The sequence below is a fragment of the Rhizorhabdus argentea genome (assembly GCF_037861105.1).
GTDB classification, from domain to species: Bacteria; Pseudomonadota; Alphaproteobacteria; order Sphingomonadales; family Sphingomonadaceae; genus Rhizorhabdus; species Rhizorhabdus argentea.
The window spans coordinates 99,549-114,088 of record NZ_JBANFK010000012.1 but is presented as its reverse complement, the minus strand read 5'-3'; the positions used below and the strand labels follow the sequence as shown (position 1 = coordinate 114,088).

The following is a 14,540-nucleotide window of genomic DNA, read 5'->3' as shown; positions in this document are numbered from 1 at the left end:
ATCCGCACCGTGCAGACGCTCGAGGAGCGGCTCCAGCATATCCGCGTGCCGCTCTCGCTGTCGGTGCTCGGATGCGTGGTCAACGGGCCGGGCGAAGCGCGCGAGACCGACATCGGGCTGACCGGCGGCGGCGCCGGCAAGCATATGGTCTATCTGTCGGGCGTCACCGATCACACCGTGCAGGATGCAGACATGGTCGAGCACATCGTCCGGCTGGTGGAGGCCAAGGCCGCCGAGATCGAAGCCGCCGAAGCGGCACAGGCGCAAGCCGCCGAATGATTTCGGTCCTCTCGTCTGTCACCCCAGCGAAGGCTGGGGTCCATGTCTGTTTCCTCGCGCCGCAGCATCGCGTGGCTGGAGAGACATGGATCCCAGCCTGCGTTGGGATGACGGAGTAGGCGGACTTCTCCTTCGCCAATGAAACAGCCTCCGGTCGTAGCCGCCTTCGCGGTCGCCTGTCTCGGCATTGCCGTCTTCTCGTCGATGGACGCGGTCATCAAGGCCCTCGCTCTGGCGATCGGCACCTATAATACCCTGCTGTGGCGCAGCTTTGCGGGCATAGCAGTGAGCGGCCTGCCCTGGCTGTGGAGCCGCCCGGTCACCCCTTCGCGCCCGGCGATGCGGCTTCATATCGAGCGCGGCGCGGTATCGGCGGTCATGGCGATGCTGTTCTTCTGGGGGCTCGCCCGGACGCCGATGGCGCAGGCCATCGCGCTGAGCTTCATTGCGCCGCTGATCGCTCAGGTGCTGGCGGTACTGCTGCTCAAGGAGCGAATGAAGCGCGGGGCGCTGTTCGGATCGCTGATGGCGTTCGGCGGCGTGCTGGTGATCCTCTGGGGGCAGGCGCATGCGGCGATGGGCCCGGAGGCCCTGCTGGGCGCGATCGCGGTGCTGCTGTCGGCGGTCTGCTATGCCTATAACATCATCCTGATGCGGCGGCAGGCGCAGGTCGCGGATCCCTATGAGGTGGCGTTCTTCCAGAACCTGGTCGTCACCATCTGCCTCGCCGTCGCGATGCCATGGTTCGCGACGCTGCCGCCGGCCGGGCATTGGCCGATGATCGTGCTAGGCGCGGTGCTCGCCACGATCTCGCTGGCGCTGCTGAGCTGGGCCTATGCCCGCGCCGAGGCGAGCTATCTCGCGCCGGTCGAGTTCACAGCCTTCATCTGGGCGAGCCTGTGGGGCTGGATTGTCTTCAACGAGCAGGTCGGGCTGCCTACCCTGCTCGGTGCGGCAGCGATCGTCGCCGGCTGCTGGATTGCCGCGCGTGCGCCTGATCTTGAGAGGGACGTGATTCCATGACCGTTGCCATCCGCCGCGCCCGACCCGGCGACGAGCATGACATCCTGCGGCTCATACGGGCACTCGCCAGCTACGAACGCCAGTTGGACGCGGTGAGGGCGACGCCCGAGGGGCTGGCCGCGCTGCTGTTCGGGGAGGTGCCGCGAGTCTTCGCCCATGTTGCGGAGCTGGACGGCAAGGTCGCCGGTATCGCGGTGTGGTTCTTCAACTTCTCGACCTGGACCGGACGGCACGGCCTCTATCTCGAAGATCTTTTCGTCGATCCGGACGCACGCGGCGGCGGCATTGCGCGCGCGCTGTTCAAGGCCCTGGCGGACGAAGCCAAGGCGCATGACTGCGTCAGGCTGGACTGGGGCGTGCTCGACTGGAACGAACTGGCCAAGGGCTTCTACCGCCACATCGGCGCGCGGCATAATCTCGGCTGGGAACCCTGGCGGCTCGACGGCGATGCACTGGAGGCGTTGCAGGAGGACTGACCTCGCTTCAGGACCCGCCGCCCAGCACGTTGATCGTGAATGCCAGCACGCCGATGTTGAACACGAAGGCGGCAAAGCAGTGGAGGATCGCGACCCTGCGGATGCCGCGGCCTTCGATTTCGACGTCCGAGGTCTGGAAGGTCATTCCCAGCGTGAAAGCAAAGTAGATGAAGTCCCAATAGTCCGGCTCGCCGTCGCCGGGAAAGCTGATGCCCCCGCAGTCGCCGCCGGTCTTTGGCTTGGTGCTGTAGAACAGATGCCCATAGTGCAGCGCGTAGATCATGTTGCTGAACAGCCAGGCGACCAGCAGCGTCCCGATGATCAGCGCGATGCTGCCGGCATGCATCTGCTGCTTCTGCGAGAGCTCCACGGTGACCGCGACCAGCACCACTGCGCAGACGATGCCGGTGATCACCAGCAGCATCGCGCGATTGGCGTCGTTGCGCTGGGCGGCGACGCGCATGTCGGCCGGTGCATGGCCCAGCAGCGGGATGCAGGACAGCAGGAACAGCACCGCGCCGGCATCGAAGCCGATCAGCGCCGCACGTGCCCAGCCAGCCCATTGCGTCGCGATGGCGAAGCCGGCGACGGCGATGACGATGAAGCCGACGAAGCGCGGCGGCGCGATATGGTGGCCGAGGCCGAGCGGGGGTGATGTTGCCATTGCCCCGTCCTAGCGTGGCCGCGCCGGCTTCGCTATGGCCGGGGCATGGCGTGGATATGGTTGATCGTCGGCGGTTGTTTCGAAGTGGGCTTCACCACCTGCCTGCGGTTCGTCGAGGGTTTTCGCAATATTCCCTGGACGCTCGGCTTCCTCGTCTCGGTAGGCCTGTCGATGACGCTGCTCGAGGTCGCCAGCCGCACCATCCCGATGGGGACCGCCTATGCGGTGTGGGGCGGGATCGGGGCGATCGGCACCGTCGTCGTCGGCATGGTCTGGTTCGGTGAACCGACGACACCGATCCGGATCGTGCTGATCTTCGCAATCGTCGCCTGCATCGCAGGGCTCAAGCTCAGCCATTGAGGTGCCCGGCCTGTGGCGGGGCCGGGTGTATTCATTCATTCACCCAACCATGCTATGTTAGGATCGGGCAATAGGAGGCGTCTCTGTGATGGTGCTCACAGCGCCAGGGGACGAAAGTTCGTAAGGTCGTGCGTCGACGAGTTCGTCTTTGCCATGGGGGCAACCTGGCCGCGTTTCGCACCGTAGTGTGAAGGGTAGCCATGAGAAGGATGGAATATGACCGGTCGCACTGTGCGTTTCACGATCATAGGCGGACTGGCGCTGGCCATGCTTGCGCCGTTTGCCGCGCACGCGGCCGACGGACCCGCGATCAAGGCCTATAAGCGAGACCCGCTGCCCATCTATGACGATGCCGGAACGAAGGTGCGCGAGGTGCCGGTCGCGTCGATGCCGGTGGCGGGCACCCCCGGTTCGCGCGTGATCCGCGCCAAAACCGGCTTCGTCGGAGTGCAGCTCGACGGCAAGCTGGCCTGGCTGCGATTGTCCACGGTCGACTATGTCGGCGACCTGGCGGCCGTGAAATGCGACGCGAACGCGATGAGCTTCGCCAAGATGGAGGAAGACGGTCTGCAACAGTCGCTGGGGCTCGGCTGCGGCGGAGGAAAATAGGAAGAAGGAGTCGGGGGACAACAGGAGGGATTTTTTGAGATGCGGAACCGGTTGATCTTCGTCGCCCTGGCGGCGTCCCTCGGGGTCAGCGCGACACTCGATGCGGCTCCCCGCAAAAAGGCCGGCGCTGCTCCGGCGAAGGCGGCCGCCGCCGAGCAGCCGATGGTCACGGCGTTGCCCGATGCGCCCTATGTGGCGCTGAACGGTTGCCCGGCTCCAGCGAGTGGCACGCTGGTAGCGGCCAAGAAGATCGACAAGAAGGCGCGCGGGAAATTCTCGATCGACAAGGCGCCCTACATCTCGACGCTCGATCCCGCCGAGCTATGCGCCACCAACCAGAAGATGCGATCGGGCGCTGGCGATACCGCCGGCGCCATGGGTCTGTCTGGACAGGTGATGAATACACGTTCGGCGCGCATGGACCTGATGGCGATTCCGGCGCTCGAACTGGAACTGCGGCCGGTCTTGGAGGCCTTCGCCAGGGCATGGCCTTACGCGCCGCTCGAGCGCACCCCGAAGATCCTATTTCGCGCCGACGAAGCCTATCAGGCGCAGGCGCTGCCGGATAATACGATCATCGTATCGATGGGGTTGCTCGAGGCGGCGCAGTCCGACTCCGAAGTGCTGTTCGTGCTCGCGCATGAATATTCGCACCTCCTGCTCGGTCACTTCACCAAGGCCGAGACTATCGCTGGCGCCAAGGGCGCTACCCAGGCCGTATCTATCGCCTGGCAGGCGGGCAGCACCGTCAACGCGCTGAAGCACAGCAACGGCAGCAACATGCTCGCCAGCGCGCAGAGCGGCATGGCGGCGGGCGCCCGCCGCGCCGCGCCGATTGCCGAGGCGCTGCGCTTTGCGGTCGATGACATCTTCGCGCCGTCCTGGAACCGCGATCAGGAGAACCAGGCGGATGCGCTGGCGGTCGACCTGCTGGTTCGCGGCAACATGACGATCGACAGCTATGCCAATGTCTTCGCGCGGCTGCAGAAGGCGTTCGAAACCGAGAAGGCGTCGCGCGACAAGCGCAAGATGGCGGCCGATGCGGTGCAGGCGAGCATGGGCGAGGCGATGAAGAGTTTCGCGACCGGCAGCGTCACCACCACTAGCCTGCTGGGCGGCGGCGCCGGCATGCGGGGCTTCGGCTCGGGCCTGCTCAAGAGCGCGGGCGGCGCGCTTCTGAACAATATGGGCAACATCACCAAGTCGCTCGGCGGCGACACCCATTTGCCCCCTGAGGAGCGGCGCAACGGCCTCGCCGCCTATTTCCAGGCCGGCTATCCGACGGCCGATCCGCCGATCGACAGTGGCGCGCTGATCGGCCGGATCAAGGCGAAGCCCGATTATGCCCGCGCGATCTCGACCCGGAACGCCTATCTCAAGGCGCGCGGCAGCTATTTCGCGCAGGATTATGCGGGGGCCACGGCGCAGCTGCGCGGTCTTGGCGCGGGCAGCCGCTCGGCGCCGACCTTCGTCAACTATGTCGCGGCGCTGGCCGCCCGTGACCAAGGCAATATCCCGGCGGCGGCAAGCTTCTTCGACGCGGGCCGTGGCGGCGGTGTGCCGAACCTGCAGCTCTACGAGACCTATACCGAGATGGAACTCAATGCCGGCGACGTGAAGGACAGCGATGCGCTGATTGCGGAAGGCAAGACGCGTTTCAAGGATCCCGATCACTTCAAGAGCATCGAGATCCGCCGCGACCTTGCCGCCGGCGATACCGCCGCCGCCCAGTCGGTCTATACCGCGTGCATGGGCGTAAAGGGGCGCGACTATATCACCGAGCGCTGCAAGGCGGCGATGCCCGAGGCGCAGCAGCAAGCCAATCCGCTGGGGTTCAAATTGCCCTTCGGCGGTTGAGGGCGGATCCTTGCGACCGCACATGACGAGGGGCTGGCTGTTCGCAGCCGCGCTCGCAGCCGCGCCCGCGCTGGCCGCGCCAGGTCCGCAGGCGGAGCTGTCCCGGATCGAGGACAGGCTGCAATCCGCCACGGCCGAGCGGCGTTGGATCGATGCGGTCGCGCTTGGCCGACAGGCATTGGCCATCGAGGAGCGAATCAAGGGTGCGGATCATCCCGAAGTCGGGGGCACGCTGTCGCTGATTGCCGGCTGGCTCGTCGAGCAGGGCAAACCGGCCGAGGCGACGCCGCTCTATCGCCGCGCGTTGGGCATATTCGAGCGCAGGCTGGGTTCCGGCCATAGGCTCACCGAGCAGGCCGCGTCGAACCTCGCGGCCAATCTGCAGTCGCTGGGGCAATATGACGAGGCCGAGCAGCTCTATCGAGGCGCGCTGGCCGGTGCGCTGGCCAAGGGCGCGACGAGCCGCGCCGCCGGGCTCGCCTATAATAACCTCGGTTTCGCGCTCGGGCGCCAGGGTCGCTTCACCGAGGCTAGAGACCTGTACGCCAAGGCCCTGGCGATCGCCCGCGGCTGGGAGCCCGAGGATCTCGACCTCGCACTGATCGAGAGCAATGTCGCCGCCAATCTCGATGCGCTGGGCCGTCCGCTCGAGGCCGAGCCACTGTATCGCCAGGCGCTGGCGGTACGCATCGCCGAGCTTGGTCCGGACGATGCGGCGGTGGCGACGAGCTATAATAATCTCGGCTTCAATCTCGATGGGCAGGGCCGCTATGCCGATGCTGCGCCGGCCTATGCCCGCGCGCTGCGGATCCGCAGCCGGATAGATCCCGGGGGGCTTGCCGCCGCAACCAGCTACAACAACGCCGCGCATAATCTGAACCGGCAGGGGGATTATGCGGAAGCCGCGCCGCTCTATGGCAAGGCGCTCGCGATCTGGCGGGCGGTTTATGGTCCGCGGCATCCGACCACGGCGATCGGTCTTTCCAATGTTGCCGTCAATCTCGAACGGCAGGGCAAGGCGGCGGAGGCCGAGCCTCTGTTCGAGCAGGCGCTGGCCATCCGGGTTGCCGCGCTACGTGAAGGTCATCCCGACATTGCCACTGCGCAACTGCGGCTCGGTCATGCGCTCGCCGCGCAAGGCAAGTTCGATCGGGCGCTGCCGCTGTATGAGCAGGCGGTGGCGGCGCGGCGCGCGACGTTCGGCCCGGATCACCCCGCGCTGGCCGAGGCGCTGATCGACCAGGCTGAACTGTTTATGGCGGTCGGACGCACCGCCGATGCGGTGGCGGCGGCGCGCGAGGCGGCCGACATCGTCCGCCGCCGCCGGCTCGGCCGCATCGGCGATGCGCGCGATGGCGATGGCGCGCAGCAGGCGGTCGGCCGTGCCGAAGCTATCGACGCCAGCCGCTTCGATCCGCTGGCTGGCGCCTTCGCGATCCTGATCCGCGCCGCCTGGGAGCGCGCAGCGGTGGCGCCGCAACAGGCCGCCGCCCTCCGCGCCGAAGCCTTCCTCGCCGCACAGGATCTTTCCGTTTCCGTTGCAGCGCGCAGCATGGCGCGCACCGCCGCGCGCACCGCTGCCGGCGAGGGGCCGCTGGGCGATCTCGTGCGCCGCCAGCAGAGCTTGTCCGACCGCGCCGCGGAACTCGATGCCGGCCTGCTCCGGCAATTGGTGCGCGGCGATGCCGTGCGGATCGCCGACATCCGTGCGCAGCTCGACGCGACCGCTACGCTGTTGGCCGAGGCCGACCGCCAGCTCCGCGAGGCGTTTCCGGATTATGCAAGGCTGATCGGGTCCGAAAGCCTGCCGCTCGATGCGACGCAGGCGCGGCTCGATCGCGGCGCCAGGCTGTTGATGATCGTTCCTGCCGGCGCGGATCTCTACAGTTTCGCAATAGGTCCACAGGCGATGATGTGGTCGCGTTTGGCCGGGGGTGCGGTCCCGCTGGCGGCTCGTGTGCAGGCGCTGCGCTGCGAGGTCGACTCGAAGCGCTGCGGCGATCGATCGGACGTCTGGCCGAGCTTCGACCGGCAGGCGGCTTTCGCGCTTTATCGCGACCTGGTCCGTCCGGTGGAGCCGGTGCTCGCCGGCGCCAAGGCGCTGTTCGTGGTGACGGGCGGTGCGCTCGCCGAATTGCCGCTCAGCCTGCTGTCGACAGACGACAGGGACGATGCTTCGGCCGGCTGGTTCGGCGACCGCTATGCGATCATCACGCTTCCCGCCGTCTCCGTGCTGCGGGCGACGGCAGCGAAGCCAAGCGTCAACCGCGCAACCGGGGCCGTGGTTCAGTTCGTCGGCTATGGTGCGCCAACCTTTCTCGGTCCGCCGAGCGGCGACCGCATGCTCGACGATTTCCTCAAGATCCCGCAGCCGGTGGATCGCGCCGGCCAAGGGCTGGCCGACCCGACGGCGTTACGCGAGCTGAGCCCGCTGCCGGGCACCGAGATCGAGCTGAAGGCGATGGCGGCATCGCTGCGCGCGCGGCCGGATCTGCTCCATCTCGGCGCCGCTGCGACGGAGGCGTCGGTTCGCACCGATCCGGCCGTCCGCGACGCCCGGATCCTCGCTTTTGCCACGCATGGCATCCTGCCGGGTGAGATTGGCGGCCTGCGCGAACCAGGCCTCGCCTTCACGCCGCCGGAGAGCAGCTCGCGCGAGGATGACGGCCTGCTCGCTGCGTCGGAAGTAGCCGGCATGCGGCTGACGGCGGACTGGGTGATCCTGTCGGCCTGCAACACCGCCTCCGCCGACGGCACGCCGGGAGCGGACAGCCTGTCGAGCCTGGGCCGCGCCTTTCTCTATGCTGGCGCGGGGTCGCTGCTCGCGAGCCGGTGGCGAGTAAGCGACGATTCAACGGCAGCGCTGACAGTGGAAACGCTGATCGCCCGCAATGCCGGGCTGAGCCGCGCCGCGGCACTGCAACTGGCGATGCGCACGGTCCGCACCGGCCGTCGTGCCGACGGCTCCTCGCTGCCCGGCTGGCAGCCGCGCTGGGCGCATCCTGCGGCCTGGGCGCCATTCACGGTGATAGGGAGCGACGATCGCTGAACAGCGCGCAGAGCGCTATTGGTGCGCCTATTCGTGCGGCCGCAGCATCTCGTTGAGCTTTTCGACGACCTCGGCCATCGGTTCGGTGACGGTGACGCTGCGGCCTTCGCCGAAGCGTATGCGGGTTCCGTCGGTCACCGAGGATATGAAGGTGATCTGCGACGCATTGACCGCCGTTTCGACCCTGTCGGCACCCACGAACATGACGAGCATTGGCTTCCTCTCCCTCTGCTGAACGGCGACGATAGCGCGCTGGCCAGCCGCGGCCAGCAAATAATCAACGCCGATGGATCATCAGCTCAGCCGAGCGGTGTCCGGCATCGGCGGGCGGTGTGCAGCCCGCGCAGGAATCCCCGCCTGGCATAGCCCGCGTCGATGGCCACGTTCAGCCGACGCTGCGCTGGGGCGGCGCCGGTGATTTCGCGCACCAGGCCGCGGAACGGAATCAGCGAGTTGACGACGGTCTGCCCGCCCGCTTCGGCGAGTTTGCCGGCGCGATTTTCCTTCTTGGCCGGCCCCGCTCTGAAATCCGGACCGAGCGCTTCGCTGAGCTCGGCGAAGGAGGCGGCGATTTGGCGGCACGTCGTGGCTCCCTCCAGGCTGTAGGGATCCTCGCGTGCCGCGAGCAGGACCGGCGGAAATTTGGTGCGTGCCACGCCGACATCCTTCACGGGCTGCGACGCGATCCGCCCAGCGCTGTCCCGAACCGACCTCATCCGATCGCCTTCCGCGGACTTCGCTTCGTTGCCGTCGATCGGTGCAGCGGGTTGCGCGGCGCCCAACGTCAGCACGGCCGGCAGGATAAAAAGGCCAATCTTCTTCATGCTTCTCTCCTCGCGACCAATAGCTGGCGCCGATATCAACCGACTATTCCTGCCGCGTAGCGCCAAGCAGCCGCGTACACACGCCGAGACGTATCAACGCGCCATCATAGATTAGCGCTGCATCGGCGCGACCATCTATCTTCGGGGATGCCAGTTACCCCCCCAGTTATCTGGTATGCCCATGAATGTCGCCAGGTCGCTCCTCCCCCCGTAGCGGCCTGGCGACTGGCAGTTGGGGCGGCCGCCGATCGGCCGCTCATTCCTTGCGCCATCGTGCTATTGCCTCTTCATACTCGCTGCGCTTTTGGTCGCGGATGCGCGAAAGCCGTTCGGCCTCGCGCTCATACCTGCGTTCGAGATCCCGGCGGCGGCGCACCAGATCCGCTTCCTCTCGCGCAAGTTGTTCCACGGCCTCGTCACGAGCGGCGTTGGCCTGTTCCAGCGCCTGTTCGGCCCGATCCAGTTCTTTGCGGCTCGGGCGCGGCAGGGCGGCTGGCATGGCAGGGGCGCGGCTGGCCCTGCCGCGCGGCCGGTCGCTCTTCGTGAGCGCGGCGAGATGTTCACCGACCGAGCCGCGTACTTTCTTTATCACCTCACCTGGCTTGGCGAGCGGTTCCGCCATCGCAGCCTCGTCGGTGATCTGCTCGGCCGCGCCGGTCGCGAACAGATTATGGTCGCTGCCCCAGGCTTCGAGCGCCGCCTTCTGGCTGGGCGCCGCGACATAGGCGTCGTGGAAGCCAACCGTCGTTTTGAAGACCTTGAGCTTCTTTGCCGCCATCACCGGTTTCCACCGCCTCTCAGCCTTCGCCTCCGTGTGGAACGCACGGGGTCATGCTAAGTTTAGAAGGCGTATCGCCCGCGCGATGGCGGCCCCCGGAGAGATGATCATGGCTGATGACCGGGATCCCGAGTGGACCGAAGCTGATCTGGAGCTGGTGCAGCGGCTCGACGTGGCTGGCGCATCGGTGGCGGAGATCGCCCGTCGTCTCGGGCGTAGCGAGCATGCAATTCGAGACCATCTGCCCATCGTCAGGGCGCGCCTCGGCACACCACCCACGCCCCGCGGTGGCGACAACGAGGAGCAGGGCTGGTTCGGGCCCGACGAGGAGGGCGATGTCCCGCCGCCATCGGAAGGGCAGCAAGACAAGCTCGCAGCGTGGGTCCATAACGATCCTGGTCGCGAATGACGGATGTACCGGGGCGGATCAATCCGCCCCGGCCCGTCAGGCGCTGGCAAGCGCCTCGACGTCGTGCTGCCACGCGACGATCTGGTCCTTCACGGCCAGCTTCATCTTCTTGAGGCGGGCCAGCTCGGTTTCGTTGGGCCTGAGCTTGCGCGCTTCATCTGCGACGAGCTGTTCCAGCCGCGCATGTTCGCGTTCAAGATAGGCGAGGAACTTGTTCGACATGCCTTCCTCCTGCTCAGCTATCGAGTGACTTCAGCGCGTTGAGGACATCGTCCACCGGTACCGGTCGGTCCAGCTCGGCGGGGCGGCGAAGTGCCGGTTTCCCGGATATGGCTGAGGCATCAGAAGCCCAGGATGCGAGGATGGCGCGCTTGACCTCGGGTTCGAGGCTCGGATGTTCGGCGACATCGAGGGGATGGCGAAAATGGGAGAGGGACATGGATCTGCCTCCTTTCTTCCTGTCACTCCTTCCAAAATGGCGAAACCGCCGAGTCGATATTTTGGCAATCGCCTTCGAGTCGTCAAGTGGTTCCAAAGGCTGGAAATTGCAGCTCCGCTTTATCGCTGGTTCAGGCCGGAAGAGGCGCGATGACGTCGGCGAGTTCACTGGGGCGGAGTTCGCGGACCAGCTGGCTGCGGTCGCACTGCGCGGGATCTTGTCGGGCCGCCAGCGGAGGAAGCGGGTGCCGTGGCGGAAACGGCCGTCGGTAATCTGATCGTAGATCACTTCCGCCACCAGGTCCGGCTGCAGCGGAATCCATGGCTTCTCCTTGCCGGCATTCCAGCGGCTCGGGCCACCGGGCCGGTCGCCGGTGAAGCCGGGCCCGCCGCGATGCCGCTCGACGATCGCGCCTAACTGCCGGCGGTCCTCCGCGGCAAAGGCCGAGGTAAAGCCGACATGGTCGAGCTTGCCGGTTTCGGCGTAAAGACCGAGAAGCAGCGACGCGACCTCGCCCTTGCCGGTTTCGCGATAGCCGCCGACCACGCAGTCGGCGGTGCGGAGCTGCTTGACCTTGACCATCGCGCGTTCACCGGCGCGATAAGGTTCGTCGAGCGGCTTGGCGACGACGCCATCGAGCGCGCCGCCGCTGTCGTCGAGCCAGCGCTGCGCGACGCCGACGTCGGTCGTCGCCGGAGACAGCAGCAGATCGGGCCTGTCGAGATCCTCGAACAGCGCGAGCAGCGCCGCGCGCCGTTGCCGCAAGGGGGCATTGTCGAGCCGTTCGCCGCGCCACGACAGGCAATCGAACAGGATGAACTGGGCGGCCGCTTCACGAACCAGGCGGGCCACGCGGCTGGCCGCCGGATGGAGACGCGCCTGCAGTGCTCCGAAGGAGAGATGGTCGCCCACCGGAATCACCAGTTCGCCATCCAAGGCGAACGCCCGCTCCGGCACGGCCTCGAGCGTGGCGACGATGTCGGGGAAATATCTGCCGAGCGGCTTGCCGGATTTCGAGGTCAGCGAAACAGCGCCGCCGCGTCGCACGGCAATTGCGCGGAAACCGTCCCATTTGGGCTCATATTGCCAGCCCGGCCCCTCCGGAAGCGCGTCGGCGAGACGCGCCTCCATCGGCTGGATCGGCGGGTCGGCGCCGACCGGATCGGCCGCGTCCGTCGTCACGCCTTGTCCGCGGTACCCGGCTCGGCCAGCTTGCGATGGGCCTGGGCGAGCGTGCCGGCGGGCGTGACATTGGCCGCAGTCACCTGCAGCTTGTTCTTCCAGCCAGAAACGATGTGACTGTCGCCCTTCATCATCGCGTCCCAGCCATCGCGCGCGACCTTGCCGGCGTCGTCCTTCTCCTGCTGCCCGACCTTGGTGTCCATCATGTCGGCGCGGTCGAAGAATTCGGTTTCTGTCGGTCCCGGCATCAGGGTTGTGAGGGTGACGCCCTCATAGTCTTTGATCTCGTTGCGCAGCGCGTCGGTGAAATTGTCGATGAACGCCTTGGTGCCGTTATAGACCGCGTTGAAGCTGCCCGGCATGTAGCCGGCGATCGAGCCCGTCACGAGGATGCTGCCGGCGTTGCGCGCCACCATCTGCTGCAGCACCTTCTGGAGCAGGTAGACCGTGCCGGTGACGTTGGTATCGACCACTCGGCGCCAATCCTCGACCTCCTGTTCGATGAACGCGCGTCCCAGGCCGCGGCCGGCGTTGGCGCACAGCACGTCGATCTGCCGCCCGGCGGCGGCGCGCAGCAGCTCGTCGACGCCCTCCGTCGTCGAGAGGTCGGCCTCGACCGATCGCACCTCCACGCCGTGGCGGCGGAAGTCGGCGGCGGCTGCGTCGATCAGCGGCTCGTCCGCCGCCACCAGCAGGTCATGTCCGTGCTCGGCGGCGATGCTCGCCAATTCGAAGCCGATGCCGGTGGAGGCGCCCGTCACGATTGCGAATTTGTTGGCCATGTCGCTTCTCCTCGAACGTCACGCGGCCAAGGCCATGCCGGGTTTCAGCACGATCTTGGTCACTTCGTTCTGTTTGTCGTGGAACATCTTGTAGCCCTCGGCCGCCTGTTCGAGCGGCAGTCGGTGGCTGATCAGGAAGGTGGTATCGACCTTGCCCTCGACGATCGCATTGAGCAGGCCGGGCATATAATGCTGAACGTGGGTCTGGCCGGTCTTGAGGGTCAGCCCCTTCTCCATCAAGGCGCCGAGCGGGAATTTGTCGACGATGCCGCCATAGACCGCCGGCATAGATACGCGTCCGCCCTTGCGGCAGGCGACGATCGCCTGGCGGATCGAGTGGATGCGGTCGGTGCCGAGGAAGGTCGACGCCTTGATCTGGTCGATGACATTGTCGACGAAGAAGCCGTGCGCCTCCAGCCCCACTGCGTCGATCACCGCGTCGGGGCCGATGCCGCCGGTCATCTCCATCAGCGCCTCATAGGTCTTGCTCTCCTCGAAGTTGAGCGTCTCGGCGCCGAAGCGGCGCGCCAGTTCGAGCCGATGCGGGAAGTGGTCGATCGCGATCACCCGCTCGGCACCCATCAAAAAGGCGGATTGCACCGCGAACAGCCCGACCGGCCCGCAGCCCCACACCGCGACGGTGTCGCCCGGCTCGATGTCTGCATTTTCCGCCGCCATCCAGCCGGTCGGCAGGATGTCCGACAGGAACAGCACCTTGTCGTCGTCCATGCCTTCCGGGACGACGATGGGCCCGACATCGGAGAAGGGCACGCGGACATATTCGGCCTGTCCGCCAGCATAGCCGCCGGTCATGTGGCTATAGCCGAACAGGCCCGACATCGGCTGGCCGTACAGCTCCATCGCGATGTCCTGGTTATCGGCGGGGTTGCCGTTGTCGCAGGCGGAATATTGATGCTTGCCGCAGTGGAAGCAGCTTCCGCACGAGATGGTGAAAGGCACCACCACGCGCTGGCCCGTGCGCAACGTCGATTTTGGGCCGGTTTCGACCACCTCGCCCATGAACTCGTGGCCGAGGATGTCGCCTTTCTGCATCGTCGGGATATAGCCGTCGTAGAGATGGAGATCCGAACCGCAGATGGCGGTGGAGGTGATCCTGATGATCGCATCACGCGGGTTGAGAATCTCAGGGTCGTCGACCGTTTCGACGCGGACGTCGTGCTTGCCGTGCCAGGTGAGGGCGCGCATGGCTCAGTCCTTCTCTTTTTCGAACTCGGCCCGGGTGCGCGACGATGTGGCGATTTCACCCGTTTCCATCAGCTGCTTGAAGCGGCGCAGGTCGCGCCGCGCCTGGATTGCGGGCTCGCGCTGGAAGATCTTGGCGATCACCTTGCCGACCACGCCGGCGGGCGGATCATAGACGATCGTGGCGGTCACGGTTGTGCCGCGCCCGCCGCTGGCGTCGTGGAAGTCGATCCGGCCGCTATTGGGCACGTCTGCGCCTTCAACCGAGGCCCAGGCGATCAACTCGCCCTCGCGTTCCTCGGTGATTACCGAATCCCATTCGACGGTCTTGCCGGCCGGCGCGCGCACCACCCAGTGCGAGCGGCGCCCGTCGAGCACATCGACGCGCACCACATTGTCCATGAAGGAGGCGAGGTTGGCGAAGTCCCGCCAATAGGCATAGAGTTCGGCGCGTGGCCGGTTGATGGTAACGGTGCGGCCGATCAGGGACGAGCCCTTGGCCTCCACCAGGCTGGCGGCGGCTTCCTCCACTGCGTCGCTGCGTTTCGATGTCGATAGTGGCGCGTCGTCCCGCGCAGTGCGGACCTGCGTGTCGTCCATGCTGTC

General features: G+C 66.6%; 17 protein-coding genes. 8 read left to right on the top strand and 9 right to left on the bottom strand.

Features of this window, described 5'->3' with window-relative positions; genetic code table 11:
* The 3 genes from AAC645_RS12875 to AAC645_RS12865 form a co-directional block, all read left to right on the top strand.
* Positions 1-279 (top strand): flavodoxin-dependent (E)-4-hydroxy-3-methylbut-2-enyl-diphosphate synthase (locus AAC645_RS12875; RefSeq protein ID WP_340316547.1); only part of this gene is annotated, 279 nt, incomplete at its 5' end.
* 138 nt (positions 280-417) lie between these two features.
* Entirely contained in the window at positions 418-1,302 is an 885-nt protein-coding gene (locus AAC645_RS12870) for a DMT family transporter (RefSeq protein ID WP_340316546.1), read from the top strand.
* Positions 1,299-1,778, top strand: a complete 480-nt coding sequence (locus AAC645_RS12865) for a GNAT family N-acetyltransferase (RefSeq protein ID WP_340316545.1) — start codon at positions 1,299-1,301, stop codon at positions 1,776-1,778. The genes AAC645_RS12870 and AAC645_RS12865 overlap by 4 nt, the downstream gene beginning before the upstream one ends.
* 7 nt (positions 1,779-1,785) lie before the next feature.
* On the opposite strand, the gene AAC645_RS12860 is transcribed toward AAC645_RS12865, so the two are convergent.
* Entirely contained in the window at positions 1,786-2,442 is a 657-nt protein-coding gene (locus AAC645_RS12860; protein WP_340316544.1) for a DUF1345 domain-containing protein, read from the bottom strand.
* A gap of 45 nt (positions 2,443-2,487) precedes the next feature.
* Here AAC645_RS12860 and AAC645_RS12855 point away from each other — a divergent pair, with 45 nt between their 5' ends.
* From AAC645_RS12855 to AAC645_RS12840, 4 genes are all read left to right on the top strand, one after another.
* Positions 2,488-2,802, top strand: coding sequence for a DMT family transporter (locus AAC645_RS12855; protein WP_340316543.1), 315 nt, complete (start codon positions 2,488-2,490; stop codon positions 2,800-2,802).
* Between the two features lie 216 nt (positions 2,803-3,018).
* Positions 3,019-3,411, top strand: coding sequence for a hypothetical protein (locus AAC645_RS12850; protein ID WP_340316542.1), 393 nt, complete (start codon positions 3,019-3,021; stop codon positions 3,409-3,411).
* A gap of 39 nt (positions 3,412-3,450) precedes the next feature.
* The gene (locus tag AAC645_RS12845) at positions 3,451-5,268 is read left to right on the top strand and encodes a M48 family metalloprotease (RefSeq protein ID WP_340316541.1); all 1,818 of its coding nucleotides are present in this window, start codon (positions 3,451-3,453) and stop codon (positions 5,266-5,268) included.
* A gap of 22 nt (positions 5,269-5,290) precedes the next feature.
* A complete protein-coding gene (locus AAC645_RS12840; protein WP_340316539.1) occupies positions 5,291-8,317 on the top strand; it encodes a CHAT domain-containing tetratricopeptide repeat protein in 3,027 nt (1,008 codons plus the stop codon).
* 27 nt (positions 8,318-8,344) lie between these two features.
* Here the strand turns inward: AAC645_RS12840 and AAC645_RS12835 are convergent, their stop codons facing one another.
* From AAC645_RS12835 to AAC645_RS12825, 3 genes are all read right to left on the bottom strand, one after another.
* Positions 8,345-8,530: a flagellar FlbD family protein gene (locus AAC645_RS12835; protein ID WP_340316537.1), complete on the bottom strand. Its 186-nt coding sequence runs from the start codon at positions 8,528-8,530 to the stop codon at positions 8,345-8,347.
* A gap of 86 nt (positions 8,531-8,616) precedes the next feature.
* Positions 8,617-9,141, bottom strand: coding sequence for a hypothetical protein (locus tag AAC645_RS12830; RefSeq protein ID WP_340316535.1), 525 nt, complete (start codon positions 9,139-9,141; stop codon positions 8,617-8,619).
* 256 nt (positions 9,142-9,397) lie between these two features.
* Positions 9,398-9,919 carry a hypothetical protein gene (locus tag AAC645_RS12825; protein ID WP_340316533.1) on the bottom strand — a complete coding sequence of 174 codons (522 nt, stop codon included), beginning with the start codon at positions 9,917-9,919 and terminating at the stop codon, positions 9,398-9,400.
* 109 nt (positions 9,920-10,028) lie between these two features.
* Here AAC645_RS12825 and AAC645_RS12820 point away from each other — a divergent pair, with 109 nt between their 5' ends.
* Positions 10,029-10,328 (top strand): helix-turn-helix transcriptional regulator, encoded by a 300-nt coding sequence (locus tag AAC645_RS12820; RefSeq protein WP_340316532.1) that lies wholly within the window; start codon positions 10,029-10,031, stop codon positions 10,326-10,328.
* Positions 10,329-10,364: 36 nt separating this feature from the next.
* Here AAC645_RS12820 and AAC645_RS12815 read toward each other — a convergent pair whose 3' ends face one another.
* From AAC645_RS12815 to AAC645_RS12790, 5 genes are read right to left on the bottom strand one after another with little or no spacing between them, the layout of a single operon-like run.
* Complete coding sequence (locus AAC645_RS12815) at positions 10,365-10,550, bottom strand: YdcH family protein (RefSeq protein WP_340316531.1); 186 nt, start codon at positions 10,548-10,550, stop codon at positions 10,365-10,367.
* A gap of 13 nt (positions 10,551-10,563) precedes the next feature.
* Positions 10,564-11,949 (bottom strand): ATP-dependent DNA ligase, encoded by a 1,386-nt coding sequence (locus tag AAC645_RS20470; RefSeq protein ID WP_422785831.1) that lies wholly within the window; start codon positions 11,947-11,949, stop codon positions 10,564-10,566.
* A complete protein-coding gene (locus AAC645_RS12800) occupies positions 11,946-12,731 on the bottom strand; it encodes an SDR family NAD(P)-dependent oxidoreductase (RefSeq protein ID WP_340316530.1) in 786 nt (261 codons plus the stop codon). Before AAC645_RS12800 ends, AAC645_RS20470 begins: the two co-directional genes overlap by 4 nt.
* An 18-nt stretch (positions 12,732-12,749) precedes the next feature.
* Positions 12,750-13,937 carry a zinc-dependent alcohol dehydrogenase gene (locus tag AAC645_RS12795; protein WP_340316529.1) on the bottom strand — a complete coding sequence of 396 codons (1,188 nt, stop codon included), beginning with the start codon at positions 13,935-13,937 and terminating at the stop codon, positions 12,750-12,752.
* A gap of 3 nt (positions 13,938-13,940) precedes the next feature.
* Positions 13,941-14,534, bottom strand: a complete 594-nt coding sequence (locus AAC645_RS12790) for an SRPBCC family protein (protein ID WP_340316527.1) — start codon at positions 14,532-14,534, stop codon at positions 13,941-13,943.
* Positions 14,535-14,540 lie beyond the last annotated feature (6 nt).